This window comes from Streptosporangium sp. NPDC050855 (genome assembly GCF_044456585.1).
GTDB classification, from domain to species: domain Bacteria; phylum Actinomycetota; class Actinomycetes; order Streptosporangiales; family Streptosporangiaceae; genus Streptosporangium; species Streptosporangium longisporum.
In genome coordinates, this window is record NZ_JBITFY010000012.1 from 232,358 (window position 1) to 247,408 (window position 15,051).

The window sequence follows — 15,051 nt, forward strand, 5'->3', positions numbered from 1 at the left end:
CCGGTTCATCACCGCCCCCTCCGCGGTGGGCCCGAACCCGCCGGCGCGCGTCACCGCGCGGCCAGCTCCGCCACGATCCTGGGCCCCAGCTCGGTCACGTCGCCCGCGCCCATGGTCAGGACGATGTCACCGGGCCGGGCCCGGCCCGCCACCAGGGCGGGCACCCCGTCCCGGTCGGGCGCGTAGGCCACCCGCTCGGCGGGCAGCGTCACCTTGCCCGCCACCAGCGCCCCCGACACCCCAGGCTCGGGGTCCTCGCGGGCGCCGTAGACGTCCAGCACGATGGCCTCGTCGGCCAGGCCGAGCGCGGTGCCGAACTCGTCGGCGAAGAACCTGGTGCGCGAGTACAGGTGCGGCTGGAAGACCGCGATGACCCTGCCGTCGCCGGAGGCGAAGGACGCGACCACGTCCCGGGCCGCGCGCAGGTCGGCGGCGAGCTCGGTCGGGTGGTGGGCGTAGCTGTCGAAGACCGCCACCCCGCCCGCCTCGCCCTTGGCCTCGAAGCGCCGCTTGGCGCCGGTGAAGAGCGCCAGGCCGTCGCGGATCTCCCCGAAGGAGACGCCCAGCTCACCGGCCACCGCGATGGCCGAGGCCGCGTTGAGCGCGTTGTGGCGGCCGGGCACGGCGAGCCTGACCTCACCGTGGCCGCCGAGCCTGAAGCTCAGGCCCAGCCCCTCGGGGGTGATGTCGCTCACCCTCAGGTCGGCCTCCCCGGACTCGCCGTAGGTGACGACCTTCAGGCCGCGGGCGCGGGCGATCGGGATCAGCGCGGCCGAGCCGGGGTCGTCGGCGCAGAGCACCATGGTGGTGCCGACGCGCTCGACGAAGCGGGCGAAACTGTCGTGCACGGCGCGCGGGTCGCCGTAGTTGTCCAGGTGGTCGGGCTCGACGTTGGTCACCACCGCGATGTCGGGGGCCAGCATCAGGAACGACCCGTCGCTCTCGTCGGCCTCGGCGACGAACACCGTGCCCGAGCCCTCGTCGGCGCCCAGCCCGGTCGTCACCAGCTGCCCGCCCACGCAGTACGAGGGGTCGGCGCCGCACTTCTGCAGGGCCACGGTGAGCATCGAGGTGGTGGTGGTCTTGCCGTGGGTGCCGGCCAGCGCCACCCCGGTCCTGCCCGCCATCACCGAGGCGAGCGCCGCGGCCCTGGGGATGACCCGCAGGCCCTGGCGGAGCGCCTCGCCCAGCTCGGGGTTGGAGTCGCGGATCGCGGTGGAGACCACGACGGTGTCGACCTGCCTGATGTGCGAGGCGGCGTGGCCGATGTGGATCCTCGCCCCCAGCTCCCGCAGCTCGGTCACCATCTCGGACCCGCGCGCGTCGCTGCCGGAGACCGGCACGCCCCGCTTGAGCAGGATGCGCGCGATCCCGGACATGCCGGAACCGCCGATCCCGATGAAGTGGACCCGCCCCAGGTCGCCGGCCGCGACCGGATCCACCAGCTTGACAAGGCTCATCGGCCGCTCACTCCTCCTCGTACGCCGCGCCGGCGGCCTCGTGTCCCACCCGTTCGCGCCCCTGTCCACCCGTGCCGCGCCGGGTGAGCGCCGCGCCGGATCCGCCGTGCGCCCGTCCGCGCGCTCATCCGGCGGCCCTGCCCTGCGCCGCCACGCGCAGCACCCGGTGCGCCAGCGCCACGTCGGCGTCCTTCCTGCCCATCCTGGAGGCCGCCTCCGACATGCCGACGACCCGCTCGGGGTCGCGCAGGACGGGCAGCACGTTGTGCACGATCCACTCCGGCGACAGCTCGGCGTCGTCGACCATCATGCCTCCGCCGCCCTGCACGATCGGCGTGGCGTTGAGCCGCTGCTCGCCGTTGCCGTGCGGCAGCGGGACGTACACCGCCGGCAGGCCCACCGCGGTCAGCTCGGCGCAGGTCATGGCGCCGCTGCGGCACAGGACGAAGTCGGCCGCGGCGTAGGCCAGGTCCATCCGGTCGACGTACTGCAGCACGACGTACTGCGGGTCGCCCGGGGGTGGCGGCTCCTGTTCCAGGGTGTTCTTCGGCCCGATGACGTGCAGCACCTGCACGCCGGCGCGGCGCAGCGCGGGGGCGGCGGCCAGGGCCGCCCGGTTGAGCGAGCGGGCCCCCTGGGAGCCGCCGGTGACCAGCAGCGTCGGCAGGTCGGCCTCCAGGCCGAACCAGGAGCGCGCCTTGTCGCCCATGGAGAGCCGGTCCAGGTCGGCGATCTCGCGGCGCAGCGGGATGCCGACGTACTCGGCGTTGCTCAGCGGGGTGTCCGGGTGCCCGGTGAAGACGTGCTCGGTCAGGCGCGCGCCCAGCCGGTTGGCCAGGCCGGGACGCGGGTTGGCCTCGTGCACCACGATCGGCACGCCGCGCCGGCGCGCCCCCAGGTAGGCCGGGGTCGCCACGTAGCCGCCGAAGCCGACCAGCACGTCGGCCCGGACGCGGTCCATGATGGCGGCGGCCGCGTTGACGGCGCCCGCCAGGCGGCCCGGCACGCTCAGCAGCTGGGGTGTCAGGGCGCGCGGCAGCGGCACCGCGGGCACCAGCTCCAGCTCGTACCCCCTGGCCGGCACCAGCCGGGTCTCCAGGCCGCGCTCGGTGCCGAGGCAGGTGATGGCGATGTCGGGGTCGAGTCTGCGCAGCGCGTCGGCCAGGGCCAGCGCCGGTTCGATGTGACCGGCCGTCCCGCCACCGGCGAGGACCACCCTCATTTCGGTCCTTTCGCTCATCGTCGTCCGCGGACCGGCCATCGTCTCCGGGCCGGACCACCCAGGCCAAGCCAGCTTAGGCCCCGCGCCACCGGTCCGGGGCCATGGGCGGCGAGCGCCTCGCGGGCGCCGGGTTCGTGCTTGGCGAACGACAGCAGCATGCCGAGCGCGGCCAGGGTGGGCAGCAGCGCCGACCCCCCGTAGGAGACCAGCGGCAGCGGGATGCCGGTGATGGGCAGCACGCCGATGACCGCGCCGATGTTGACGATGGCCTGGCCGACGATCCAGGCGACCGTGGCGACGGAGGCGAGCCGGACGAACGGGTCCTTGACCCGGGTGGCGACCCGCAGCCCGGCGTAGCCGAGCAGCCCGAACAGCGCGATCACGACGAGCGTGCCCATCAGGCCGAGCTCCTCGCCGAGGATGGAGAAGATGAAGTCGCTCTCGGCGTGCGGGATCCAGCTCCACTTCTGCCGGCTGGAGCCCAGGCCGAGGCCGAACCAGCCGCCGCTGCCGATGGCGATCTGCCCCTGTACGGCCTGGAAGCCCGATCCCTGGGCGTTGCCCCACGGGTCGAGCCAGCCCGTGACCCGGTCCCAGCGGTAGCCCTCCGTGGTGATCATGACGACGGTCGCGAGCACGGCCATCGCGAGGATGCCGCCGAACAGTCTCAGCGGCGCCCCCACCACCCACAGCAGCGACAGGAAGATCATCATCAGCACCAGGGTGGTGCCCAGGTCGCTGCCCAGCATGACCATGACGGCCAGGATCGCGGTGCCCGGCATCAGCGGGATGAGCAGGCTGCGCCACTCGATCAGGCCGCCCCGCGCCCTGCGGGCCAGCAGGTCGGCCCCCCACAGCATCAGCCCGAGCTTGGCGGGCTCGGACGGCTGCAGGTAGATCGGGCCCAGGTCGATCCAGCGCTGGGCGCCGAGCTGGGAGGTGCCGACGAACAGCACCAGCACCAGGGCGAGCAGGGAGAGCACCATCAGCGGGTACCCGGCGAGCCGGAAGAACCGCAGCGGCAGGTGCGCGCAGATCCACATCAGCGGCAGGCCGAGCGCGGCCGAGATCGACTGCTTGAAGAACCAGTAGAAGGGGTCGCCCACCTCCTGCAGCGCCTCGATGCTGGAGGCCGACAGCACCATCATCAGGCCCAGCACCAGTAGCAGCGCGCTGCACCCCAGGATCAGGTAGTACGAGGTCAGCGGCCGGTCGAGCATCTCGCGCAGGGCCGTCAGGTGCTCGCGGAACCCGTCGGGGCGGCCGGGGACCTTCTCGTGCGCGGTCTTCTCCTGCGCCGCCCTCTCGTGCGCGGTCGCGCTCACGCCCGCGGTCCGCCGTCCGTCCCGGTGCCGGTCCCGGCGAGGCGGTGCACGGCCCTGGCGAACGCCTCCCCTCGGGCGGGGTATCCGGTGAACATGTCCCAGGAGGCACCGGCCGGGGCCAGCAGCACGGTGTCTCCGGGGGCGGCGAGCCTGGCGGCTTCGGTGACGACGCGATCCATGACCCCAGTGTCTTGCCCGGCCACCTCCACCACCGGAACATTCCCGGCGTGTCGCGCCAGAGCCTCGCGAATTCGTCCGCGGTCGACGCCCAGGAGCACCGCTCCGCGGAGCCGGGGCGCGGCCCGGCGCACCAGCTCGCCGACGTCGGCGCCCTTGAGCTGCCCACCGGCGACCCAGACGACCGAGGGGTAGGCGGCCAGCGACGCGGCGGCCGCGTGCGGGTTGGTGGCCTTGGAGTCGTCCACGTAGTCCACCCCGGCGACCCTGGCCACGTGCGCGATCCGGTGCGGGTCGGGCACGAAGTCCAGCAGGCCGCGCCGGACCGCGTCCGCGGGCACCCCGTAGGCCCTGGCCAGGGCGGCGGCGGCGAGCGCGTTGGCCACGTTGTGCGGCGCGAGCGGGCGGACGTCGCCGAACGAGGCCAGCTCCTCGGCGCCGGTCACCGGGTCGGCGGTGAACGCCCGGTCCACCAGCAGGTCCTCGACCACGCCGAGCTGCCCGGGACGCGGGACGCCCAGGGTGAAGCCCACGCTCCGCACGCCCGGGGGCACCGTCGCCGGGACCGTCGCAGACCCGGGCACCGCCGCGGGCCCGGTCGCGCTCACGGCCGTGCCGGGCGCGGTCAGGTACGGCGCGGCCAGCCTGGTCGCCCACTCGTCGTCGGCGTTGTACACGACCGTCCCGGCCCGGGCGAAGATCTCCCCCTTGACGCGGGCGTACTCCTCCATGGAGCCGTGCCAGTCCAGGTGGTCGGGCGCGACGTTGAGCACCGCGGCGGCCAGCGGGGCGATGCCGGGCGAGCGGTGCAGCTGGAAGCTGGACAGCTCCACCGCCAGCACCTCGCACGGCCCGCCGACGGCCTCCACCACCGGGGTGCCGACGTTGCCGACGGCCAGTGCGCGGTGCCCGGCGGCCAGCAGCATCGAGGTGAGCATCCGGACCGCGGTGGTCTTGCCGTTGGTGCCGGTCAGCGCCAGCCAGGGGGCGGCCCCCTCGGGGCGCAGCCGCCAGGCCAGCTCGACCTCGCCGATCACCTCGATCCCGGCCGCCGCGGCGGCGGCGAGCATCGGGTGGTGCGGGGGCCAGCCGGTGGTGACGATCGTCGTGGTGCCCGGCGGGGGCTCGGCCGGCTCGCCGAAGCGGACCTCGACACCGAGCGCGGCGAGCTCGGCGGCGACCGTCCTGGCCCGCTCGCCGTCCCTGCCCTCCAGGACGACCACCTTCTCGCCCCGGGCGGCCATCACGCGGGCGGCGGCGACGCCCGAGACGCCCAGGCCCGCGACGCAGATCACCGGACCCCCCGCGCCGCGTCCACCGTGACGCCGCCGCTCACCCGGGCGCCGTGCGCCGGGTCGCCGTTCTCCGGTACGCCGTTCACAGCTTGGGCATCCATTCCACGTAGAACAGGCCCAGCCCGGCGGCGGCGCACAGGCCGGCGATCAGCCAGAAGCGGACCACGATGGTGGTCTCCGCCCAGCCCGACAACTCGAAGTGGTGCTGCAGCGGGGCCATCCTGAAGACCCGTTTCCCGGTCATCTTGAAGAAGCCCACCTGGATGATCACCGACATGGTGATCAGCACGCACAGGCCGGCGAGGATGATCAGCAGCAGCTGGGTCCGGGTGGTGATGGCCAGACCGGCGACCACGCCGCCCAGGGCCAGCGACCCGGTGTCGCCCATGAAGATCTTCGCGGGCGGGGCGTTCCACCACAGGAAGCCGACCAGCGCGCCGAGCACGGCCGCGGCCACCACGGCCACGTCCAGCGGGTCGCGCACCCAGTAGCAGTTGGGGCCGAGCTGGGTGGTGCAGCTGTTGCGCAGCTGCCAGTTGCCGATCAGCACGTACGAGCCCAGCACCACGCCGGTGGCGCCGCTGGCCAGGCCGTCCAGTCCGTCGGTGAGGTTCACCGCGTTGGAGAAGCCCACGATCATGATCAGCACCCAGATGGTGAACCCGACGATGCCGATCGAGGGGCCGAAGTCCCGCAGGAACGACAGCCGCGTCTCGGCCGGGGTGATCAGGTACTCGTTCGGGAAGCGGGTCACCAGGACCGCGAAGACCGCGCCCACGACGAGCTGGCCCAGCGCCTTGGCACCGCTCCGCAGGCCCAGGCTGCGCTGCTTGTAGATCTTGATGAAGTCGTCGAGGAAGCCGACCGCGCCCAGCCCCGTCATCAGGAACAGCACCAGGACGGCCGAGGCCGTGGGCGGGGTGAGGCTGTACAGGTGGGCGCAGGCGAAGCCGACCAGCGAGGCGATCACGATCACCGTGCCGCCCATGGTGGGGGTGCCGCGCTTGTCGTGGTGGCCCGACGGCCCCTCCTCCCGGATGCTCTGCCCGTAACCGCGCCGGGAGAACAGCCGGATCGCCAGCGGCGTGCCCAGCATGGACAGCACCAGGCTCACCGCGGCCGCGACGAGGATCTCCCTCATCGGCGGTCACCCCCGAGCAGGGCCGCGGCCACCCGTTCCAGGCCGGCCGCGCGCGGTCCCTTGACCAGCACGGCGTCTCCGGGCACCAGCAGCGTGGCCAGCTCCTCGCCCGCACGGGTCACGTCGGCCGCGTGCGCGACCCGGGTGGCCGCCCCGGTGTCCCGTACGGCGGCCTGGGCGCCCGCCAGCACCGGCTCGGCGTCGGGGCCGACGACCAGCAGGCCGGCCAGGCCCGCGCCACCGGCCAGGCGGCCCAGCTCCTCGTTGAGCGCGTCGCTCTCCTCGCCCAGCTCGCGCAGGGCGGCGACGACGGCGAAGCGGCGCCGTCCGCCCGCGAGCGCGTCCAGCGCCGCGAAGGCCGCGCGCATGGAGTCGGGGTTGGCGTTGTAGGCGTCGTTGACCACGGTCACGCCGTCGGCGCGGTCGGTGACCTCCATCCGCCAGCGGCTGCGCGGCTCGGCCTCCGACAGCTCCTCGGCGATGGTGGCGACCGGCAGGCCGAGCTCGTAGGCGGCCGCGGCGGCGGCCAGCGCGTTCTGCACGGCGTGCTCGCCGTACAGCCGCAGGCCGATCGGGGCGGCGCCGGAGGGGGTGCGCAGCGTGAAGGAGGCGCGGCCCCGGTCGTCGACGGTGACGTTCTCGGCCCGCACGTGCGCGTCCCGCGCCCGGCCGTACCAGGTGACGCGGGCGCGGGTGCGCCCGGCCATCGCGGCCACCAGCGGGTCGTCGGCGTTGAGCACGGCCACGCCGTCTTCGGGCAGCGCCTCGACCAGCTCGCCCTTGGCGCGGGCGATCGCCTCCCTGCTGCCGAAGACGCCCAGGTGCGCGGTGCCGACGTTGAGGACCACGCCGATGCTCGGCGGGGCGATCCGGGCCAGGTGGGCGATGTGCCCGGCGTTCCTGGCGCTGAGCTCCAGCACCAGGTACCGGGTGTCCTCGCCGGCCTTGAGCACGGTCAGCGGGTGGCCGATCTCGTTGTTGAACGACTCGACCGGCGCGACCGTCGGGCCGATCCTGGCGGTGAGGCGGGCCAGCAGGTCCTTGGTGGTGGTCTTGCCCGCCGAGCCGGTGACGCCGACGATCGTAACGACCGGCAGGTCCGCGCAGACGGCGGTGGCCAGCGAGGCCAGGGCCGCCACGGTGTCGCCGACGACGACGGCGGGGGCGTCGACCGGCCGGTCGGCGAGTACGGCGACCGCGCCCGCCTCGACGGCACGCGCGGCGAAGTCGTGCCCGTCGGCCCGCTCACCCCTGATCGCGACGAACAGCGCCCCGGGTACGACGGCGCGGGAGTCGATGACGACCGGGCCGCGCACCACCGCGCGTGGGTCGGCCATGCCCGCGAGGGCCCCCGAGGTGATCTCGGCGATCCTCGCCAGCGGCAACGGGATCATGATGCTTCTTCCCTACTCTCCATACGTGCTTCGGCGCCCGGTGCGGTTCCTGCGCCTGACGATCGCCTCGGCCACGACCTGCCTGTCGTCGAAGGGGAGCACCTGGTCGCCGACGTACTGGCCCTGCTCGTGACCCTTGCCGGCCACGACGACGACGTCCCCGAACCCCGCCCGGCCGACGGCCAGGTCGATGGCCGCGGCACGGTCCGGCTCAATGATCACATGTGCGCGCCCGTCCCGGGGCACACCGAGAACTCCGTCCATCATCTCGGCCAGGATCCGCAGCGGATCCTCGGAGCGGGGGTTGTCGCTGGTGAGAATAGCCACATCTGCGAGCCTTGCGATGGCTTCTCCCATCATTGGGCGTTTACCGCGATCGCGGTCACCCCCGCAGCCGAGCACCATGATGATCCGGCCCTTGGTGATCTCCCGCAGCGAGCACAGCACCGACTCGACCGCGCCCGGCTTGTGCGAGTAGTCCACGATGACCTGGAAGTCCTCGCCACCGGCGACCCGCTCCATCCGGCCGGGAACGCCCGGCAGCGACCCGACACCGGCCACCGCGGCCCTCAGCGGCACCCCCGCCTCCACCAGCGCGACGATCGCGCCCAGCGCGTTGGCCACGTTGAAGGGACCCGGCAGGTTGATCGACACGGCCTCCTCGACGCCGCCGGGGCCCACCACCCGGAAGACGCCGCCCTCGGGCCCCAGGCTCGCGTCCAGGGCCCTCCAGTCGGCCTCGGGCGATCCCTGGGCCGAGAAGGTGGTCATCGGGATCTCGGCGATGTCCAGCAGCGCGCGCCCGTGGGCGTCGTCGATGTTGACCACCCCCACCCGGCTCATCGCGGCGGTGAACAGCCGGGCCTTGGCCGCGAAGTAGTCGTCGAGGTCGCGGTGGAAGTCCAGGTGGTCCTGGGACAGGTTGGTGAACAGCGCCACGTCGTAGAAGACCCCGTCCACCCGGCCCAGCGCCAGCGCGTGGCTGGAGACCTCCATGGCCGCGGCGGTGACGCCCTGCTCGCGCATCAGCGCGAACAGGCCGTGCAGGTCGCTGGCCTCGGGCGTGGTGAGGCCCGGCGGGAAGTGCAGCTCGCCGACGTGGATCTCGACGCCCCCGATCAGGCCCGCCCGGTGCCCCGCGGCCCGCAGCCCGGCCTCCAGCAGGAACCCGGTGGTGGACTTGCCGCTCGTCCCGGTGACCCCGATGACCGTCACGTCGGCGGCGGGGTTACCGTACACCCAGGCCGAGACCTGCCCGAGCACGGCGCGGGGGTCGGGCACGACGAGCACCGGCAGGCCGGTCGCGACCGCGGCCGCCCGTCCCGCCTCGTCGGTCAGGATCGCGGCGGCACCCGCGGCGAGGGCCTGCGCGGAGAAGTCGGCGCCGTGGGCCGCGGACCCGGGCAGCGCGACGTAGAGGTCTCCGCGGCACACCCGCCGGGAGTCGATGGTGACCCCGCGGACGGCGGCGAGCGGTGCCCGCGACGTGCCCGAGGGCGCGCCGATGAGGCTCGCCAGCCCCGAGAGCGGGCGGGGTGAACTGTTTGAGGGTCGCATGGACGACGGGGGACGCACGGCGGAGAGCGTACCTTCACTCGTCACTCCCCGGCGCGTATCCGCACCGGGGACGGCCGGGTTCCGGTCGGCGGGATCTTCCCGCTCTTCAGCGCGAACGTCATCACCCTCTTGAAGACCGGGGCGGCGATCTCACCGCCGTAGTGGCCCTCCTGGGGGTCCTGCAGGACCGCCAGGACGACCAGCCTGGGCTTGTCCGCCGGGGCGAAGCCGACGAACGTCGCGGTGTAGCCGCAGTAGCCCTGGCACCTGGTGTCGTAGCGCATCGCGGTGCCGGTCTTGCCCGCCACCCGGTAGCCGTCGATCGAGGCGAGGTTGCCGGTGCCGCCCTCGCTCACCGCGGCCTCCAGCATCGCGGAGACCTCCCGTGCCGTACGCTCGCTGATCACCCGGGTCCGCTCGGCCGGAGGGGACGCCGTGAAGGCGCCGTTCTCGCCGGTGGTCCCGGCCACCACCTGCGGCGTGACGCGCACCCCGCCGTTGGCGATGGTCTGGTAGACGCTGGCCGTCTGCAGCGCGGTCACCGAGACGCCCTGGCCGTAGGCGATCGTGCAGCGCTGGCTGCCCGACCAGTCCTTCCAGTCGGGCAGCAGCCCGGCCTCCTCCCCCGGCAGGCCGGTGCCGGGCCGGGTGCCGAACCCGAAGCGCTGCAGCATCGAGTGGAGCTTCTCGTCGCCGATCCGCTGGGTGGCCAGGATGGTGCCCACGTTGCTGGAGGTCGCCACGATGCCGGAGAAGGTCAGCCGCTCGACGGGGTGCGGGTGGGAGTCCTTGAGCACCTGGTCGGCGCACCGGATCTGGTCGGGGACCGTGAACGGGGTCTCCGGCCGCACCGCCCCGGACTCCAGGGCCGCCGCCGCGGTGATGACCTTGTTGGTGCTGCCCGGCTCGAACACGTCGGTGACCGACCGGTTGACCCGGTCGGCGCCGGCCGCGGCCATCCAGTTGCCCAGGTCCAGCTCGGGCGCGTTGGCCATGGCGACGACCTGCCCGGTCGGCACGTCCATCACGATGACGCTGCCGGTACGGGAACCGGTGGCCTCGACCTGTTCGGCGATCACCTTCTGCGCGGCCCACTGGACGTCGCGGTCGATGGTCAGCCGCACGTCCCTGCCCTCGATGGGGGCCTGCAGGGTGCTGCGGGTCATCGGGATGCGCTGCCCCTGGCGGCCCGTCTCGATGATCTGCTTGCCGTCGCGTCCGGCGAGCAGCTTGTCGTAGGTGCTCTCCAGCCCGGCCAGCCCGGTGCCGTCGGTGCCGACGAAGCCCAGCAGGGTGCCCGCCAGGTCGCCGCCGGGGTAGTCACGGCGGTAGCGGTGCTTGCTGCCGACGCCCTTGAGGTCGTGCGCCATGATCCGCTGGGCGACCGCCGGGTCGGCGGCCGCGGCGATCTGCTGGTAGCGGCTGGTGCGATCGGCCAGTTTGGCGAGGATCGTCTCCTTGGTGGTGTTCAGCTCCTTGGCCAGGATCGTGGCCACCTGGTCGCGCCTGTCGTCGGAGATCTCCGAGGGGTCCACGAAGATCTCGCGCGCCTCCAGGGTCAGCGCGAGCTCGTGGCCCTTGACGTCGGTGATCGACCCCCGCCTGGCGGGCAGCCTCTCCTCCTGGACGCGCTGCTTGGCCGCCTCGGCCGTGTAGACCTTGGAGTCCAGGCCCTGCAGCTGGATCAGCCGCCCGGCGAAGATGGAGAGCACGAAGGTCATCACCATCAGGCCGATGCCGATGCGCCGGCGGGGGTTGCCCAGGCGCAGCACCGCGACCGGGCGCGCCGGAGGCCGGGGCGGCCTGCCACCCGGGCCGCCACCGCGCCCGCCCGCGCGCGGGCGCTCACCGCGGGCACCGGGACGCGTCCCTCCGGACGGGGGCGGCTCGTCCGCGCGCGGGACCCGCACCGGGCCGCGCGGCTCCGCCCCGGGCGGCCTGCGCGTCGTCTCGGGACTCCCCGGCCGGACGGGCCCGCCCGGCGGCCCGGGACGGACCGGCCTGCCCGTCGTCTCGGCGGCCCCCGGCCTTGCGGGGGGCCTGACCGGCCTGCCGGGGGTCCCGGAGGCGCCGCCCCGGTCGGGACGCGCCGACGGGCGGCCCTCCGGCCGTCCGGTCCTGCCCGGCGAGCCCGAGGCGGACGGCCTGGCGGCCGGTCCCGGCCTGCCGGTGGGCGTCTGCCTGCCGGTGGGGCCGGGCCTGCCCGCCGCCCCCGGTCTGCCGGTGGGGTTCTGCCTGCCGGACGCGCCGGAGCCGCCCTGGGCGGCCGGTCCCCTTGCGGGAGATCCCGGCGCGCCGGACCTGCCGGGCTTCTCGGGTTTCCCGGGCGTGCGCGGGCCGCCCGGGGACGCGGGCGAGCCCGTCCTGGCCGGGCCCGGCGGGGTGACGGCCCCCCTGCCCGAGCCCGCAGAGCTCGCGGGGCTCGCGGAGCCCGGCTGTCGTGCGGCCGGGCCCGGAGGCACGACAGGCCGGCCGGGTGCCGCCGAGGGCCGGGCCGCCGGACCGTTCCTGCCGGACCGTGCGGCGCCCTGGCGGGCACCGGAGGCCTTTCCCGGCCCCGCGGCCGCCCCGCCGGGCCCGGCCGCCGGGGACGCCTTCCTGGCCGGGCCGGGCCTGCCGGTCTGCTCGGGCCCCTCCCCCGGCGCGGGCCTGCCCTTGGCGGCCCGTCCGGACGAGCGGTCCGCGGACGGCCTGCCCGTGGAGGTCCTGCCCGCGGACGACCTGCCCGCGGGACCCGGCCTGCCCGCCGGGGACGGTCCGGGGGGACCCTCCACCGGGCGGGGGCCGCCGGAACCGCTCACGCCCGGGACGTTCGGCGCGCCCGGACGGCCGGACCGGCGGCCGGAGCCTCCGCCCGCCCCGCCCCGGGGATCGTCGCGCCCCGGCACGGGATTGCGTCCGCCGCTCTCACTCACCGGCCGGGCCCGGCACTCGTTCCCGTCCGGCGGGCGCGCGGGTGTCACCGGCGACCTCGCCCGAGGAGCTGCCGGGGATGATGACGCGTGCGGTGTCCCAGTCCGGCTGCTCGCCCTGGTTCTCGTCGTTGCGCGCCAGGACGCCCGGCATCTCCAGGCGCATGTTGACGCTCTCCTTCTGCTCCCTGGCCAGCTGCAGCTCGTTGATGTCCTTGCGCAGCTCGCTGGCCCGGAAGGAGTCCTTGGCGAGCACGGCGTTCAGCAGCAGCAGGCTGACCAGGCCCCCGCAGAGCAGGCCGACCACGAGCAGCAGGAAGGGAGCCCTCGGCGCCCGCCGGCGCCCGGCGGCGGGCGCCGCCTGGACCGGCGTGGCCGGGCTCGCGACGGGACCGGCCGCGGCCGGCACGGGCCGGCGTCCGCGGGGCGTCGCGCGGGGGACGCGCGCGGGACGGGCACCGCGGCTGGGCGCGGCGCGTCGGACGTCTGTCTCACTCCTCGTCAACTGCCTCACGGATCCTCTCTGCCGCCCGACACCGGGCAGAGGCCGCCCGCGGGTTGCGGGCCACCTCCTCTTCGCTCGGAAGCTCGGCTCCCCTCGTCAGGAGCGCGAACCGCGGCTGGTGGGCCGGCAGCGGGACGGGGAGCCCCGCCGGGCCGGTGTCCCGGGTCCGCGCGGTGATGACCTGCTTGGTCAGCCGGTCCTCGAGGGAGTGGTAGGCGAGCACGACGACGCGCCCGCCCAGCGTCAGTGCGTCGAGCGCGGCCGGGAGCGCGCGTTCCAGCGCCGTCAACTCCGCGTTCACCTCGATTCGCAACGCCTGAAAAGTCCTTTTGGCGGGGTTGCCCCCGGTCCTGCGGGTCGCGGCCGGGATCGCCGTCCGGACGATCTCCGCAAGCCGCTTGGTAGACGTTATGGCCTCTCTGGCCCTTTCCTTGAGGATTAGGTTCGCGACACGCGGGGCGAATCGTTCTTCTCCGTAATCCCGCAGGATCCGGATCAGCTCGGGGGCGGAGTAGGTGTTGACCACGACCTCGGCGGTGAGCTCCTGGTCGCGGTCCATCCTCATGTCCAGCGGGGCGTCGTAGGAGTAGGCGAAGCCGCGCTCGGCCTCGTCCAGCTGCGGGGAGGAGACGCCCAGGTCGAACAGGGCGGCGTCGACACGCGGCCGGCCGGCGTCGGCCAGCACCTCGGCCAGCTCGTCGGAGACCGCGCGCACCAGCGTGATCCGGTCGGCGTACGGGGCGAGCCGGGCGGTGGAGCGCTCGATGGCGGTGGGGTCGCGGTCGATCCCGATCAGGTGGAGCGCGGGATGGGCGGCGAGCAGCGCCTCGGCGTGGCCGCCGAGGCCGAGGTTGGCGTCGACGAGCACGGGGGCCGGCCTGTTCAGCGCCGGGGCCAGCAGTTCCAGCACCCGGTCGAGCATCACCGGGACGTGGCCCGGCGGCGCCTGGGGATCGCGCTGGAGATCGTGGCCGCGCGAATGCAGATCATGACTGTCGTTCTCGGCGCGCATGAAGCGCCAACCCCCTCGTTTCCCGCCCCGTCCGCGGACGTGCGGCGGGCCCTCACCGGCCTGTCGAAACCGGCCCCTACCCTCGGGGCCGTCCGGCCAGGTCCCCATCCGCACCCGCGTGTCGTCCCGTCACCTGACACCGGGGAAGGTGCATCAGCTGACGGGCAGGTGGTTGCGGGTGGAGACCTCGCCGAACGACGTTTTCACCGATGAGTCGACCGTGGAGTCACAGAATCCCTGGCAGCACCTCCTCCGACAGATCGGCAAAAGCCTGCTCTTGGTCGGCCAGATAGGCGCTCCAGGCATCCTCGGCCCAGATCTCCAGCCGGGTGTTGGCCCCGATGACCACGCAGTCGCGGCGCAGGCTGGCGTATTCACGCAGGGCCTGCGGAACGGTGATCCGGCCCTGCTTGTCGGCGACCTCGTCGGACGCGCTGGCGAACAGGACGCGGCTGTAGTCACGGACCGCCTTGGCGGTCACCGGCGCGGTGCGCAGAGCCTCGGTTATGCGCTGGAACTCCTCTACGGGAAAGACGTAGAGGCAGCGCTCCTGGCCTTTGGTGATCACCAGACCCTCCGCCAGCTCCTCACGGTACTTCGCCGGCAGGAACAGCCGTCCCTTGTCATCGAGACGCGGGTGGTGGGTGCCGAGGAACATCGGCCTCACCTCCCGTGCCCAGCGGAGCGCCAGGCATCGCAGCCCTGCCCTCCACTGCGCACCACCATACTCCACTTCTCTCCACCGTCAACTGATTCCACGCCTCTTCGCGGCGGGTTTCACCGACATTTCCCCAGTTCAAATGGGGTGGGGTGGAGTGGAGGGGGTTGGCGCCCCGACATAGGCCGCGGGCGTGTCGTAAACACCGTCCAATAGCTCAAAGATCATGAAATGCTCGTAGACCAGAGGAGAACCACGGGGGCCGAAACGGACGCCCGATCCGTCACGGGACCGGCACGTCATCCGCACAGGATCGGGATGAGGATGGGACACACTGTGGCCATTCACCCGGAATCATCCCTGATGACCAGATAAAGTCGCCGCCGGTCCGCG

At 73.9% G+C, this 15,051-nt stretch carries 11 protein-coding genes; all 11 read right to left on the minus strand.

The window, feature by feature from the left end:
- Nucleotides 1-50: 50 nt before the first annotated feature.
- Nucleotides 51-1,460, minus strand: a complete 1,410-nt coding sequence (gene murC, locus ACIBCT_RS24470) for a UDP-N-acetylmuramate--L-alanine ligase (protein WP_399192171.1) — start codon at nt 1,458-1,460, stop codon at nt 51-53.
- 124 nt (nt 1,461-1,584) lie between these two features.
- The gene (gene murG, locus ACIBCT_RS24475) at nt 1,585-2,682 is read right to left on the minus strand and encodes an undecaprenyldiphospho-muramoylpentapeptide beta-N-acetylglucosaminyltransferase (protein WP_399192173.1); all 1,098 of its coding nucleotides are present in this window, start codon (nt 2,680-2,682) and stop codon (nt 1,585-1,587) included.
- A gap of 14 nt (nt 2,683-2,696) precedes the next feature.
- Entirely contained in the window at nt 2,697-4,007 is a 1,311-nt protein-coding gene (ftsW, locus tag ACIBCT_RS24480) for a putative lipid II flippase FtsW (RefSeq protein ID WP_399192175.1), read from the minus strand.
- Nucleotides 4,004-5,428 carry a Mur ligase family protein gene (murD, locus tag ACIBCT_RS24485; RefSeq protein WP_399192289.1) on the minus strand — a complete coding sequence of 475 codons (1,425 nt, stop codon included), beginning with the start codon at nt 5,426-5,428 and terminating at the stop codon, nt 4,004-4,006. The genes ftsW and murD overlap by 4 nt, the downstream gene beginning before the upstream one ends.
- 133 nt (nt 5,429-5,561) lie before the next feature.
- The gene (mraY, locus tag ACIBCT_RS24490; RefSeq protein ID WP_344896777.1) at nt 5,562-6,620 is read right to left on the minus strand and encodes a phospho-N-acetylmuramoyl-pentapeptide-transferase; all 1,059 of its coding nucleotides are present in this window, start codon (nt 6,618-6,620) and stop codon (nt 5,562-5,564) included.
- Entirely contained in the window at nt 6,617-8,014 is a 1,398-nt protein-coding gene (murF, locus tag ACIBCT_RS24495; RefSeq protein WP_399192177.1) for a UDP-N-acetylmuramoyl-tripeptide--D-alanyl-D-alanine ligase, read from the minus strand. Before murF ends, mraY begins: the two co-directional genes overlap by 4 nt.
- Before the next feature lie 12 nt (nt 8,015-8,026).
- On the minus strand, nt 8,027-9,571 hold the full coding sequence (locus ACIBCT_RS24500) for a UDP-N-acetylmuramoyl-L-alanyl-D-glutamate--2,6-diaminopimelate ligase (RefSeq protein WP_399192179.1): 1,545 nt from the start codon (nt 9,569-9,571) through the stop codon (nt 8,027-8,029).
- 41 nt (nt 9,572-9,612) lie between these two features.
- Nucleotides 9,613-12,372 carry a penicillin-binding transpeptidase domain-containing protein gene (locus tag ACIBCT_RS24505; RefSeq protein ID WP_399192181.1) on the minus strand — a complete coding sequence of 920 codons (2,760 nt, stop codon included), beginning with the start codon at nt 12,370-12,372 and terminating at the stop codon, nt 9,613-9,615.
- Nucleotides 12,373-12,478: 106 nt separating this feature from the next.
- Entirely contained in the window at nt 12,479-12,892 is a 414-nt protein-coding gene (locus tag ACIBCT_RS24510; RefSeq protein WP_399192183.1) for a hypothetical protein, read from the minus strand.
- Between the two features lie 82 nt (nt 12,893-12,974).
- Entirely contained in the window at nt 12,975-13,910 is a 936-nt protein-coding gene (gene rsmH / locus ACIBCT_RS24515) for a 16S rRNA (cytosine(1402)-N(4))-methyltransferase RsmH (RefSeq protein WP_399192291.1), read from the minus strand.
- A 316-nt stretch (nt 13,911-14,226) separates the two neighbouring features.
- Complete coding sequence (gene mraZ, locus ACIBCT_RS24520; protein ID WP_344896758.1) at nt 14,227-14,658, minus strand: division/cell wall cluster transcriptional repressor MraZ; 432 nt, start codon at nt 14,656-14,658, stop codon at nt 14,227-14,229.
- Nucleotides 14,659-15,051 lie beyond the last annotated feature (393 nt).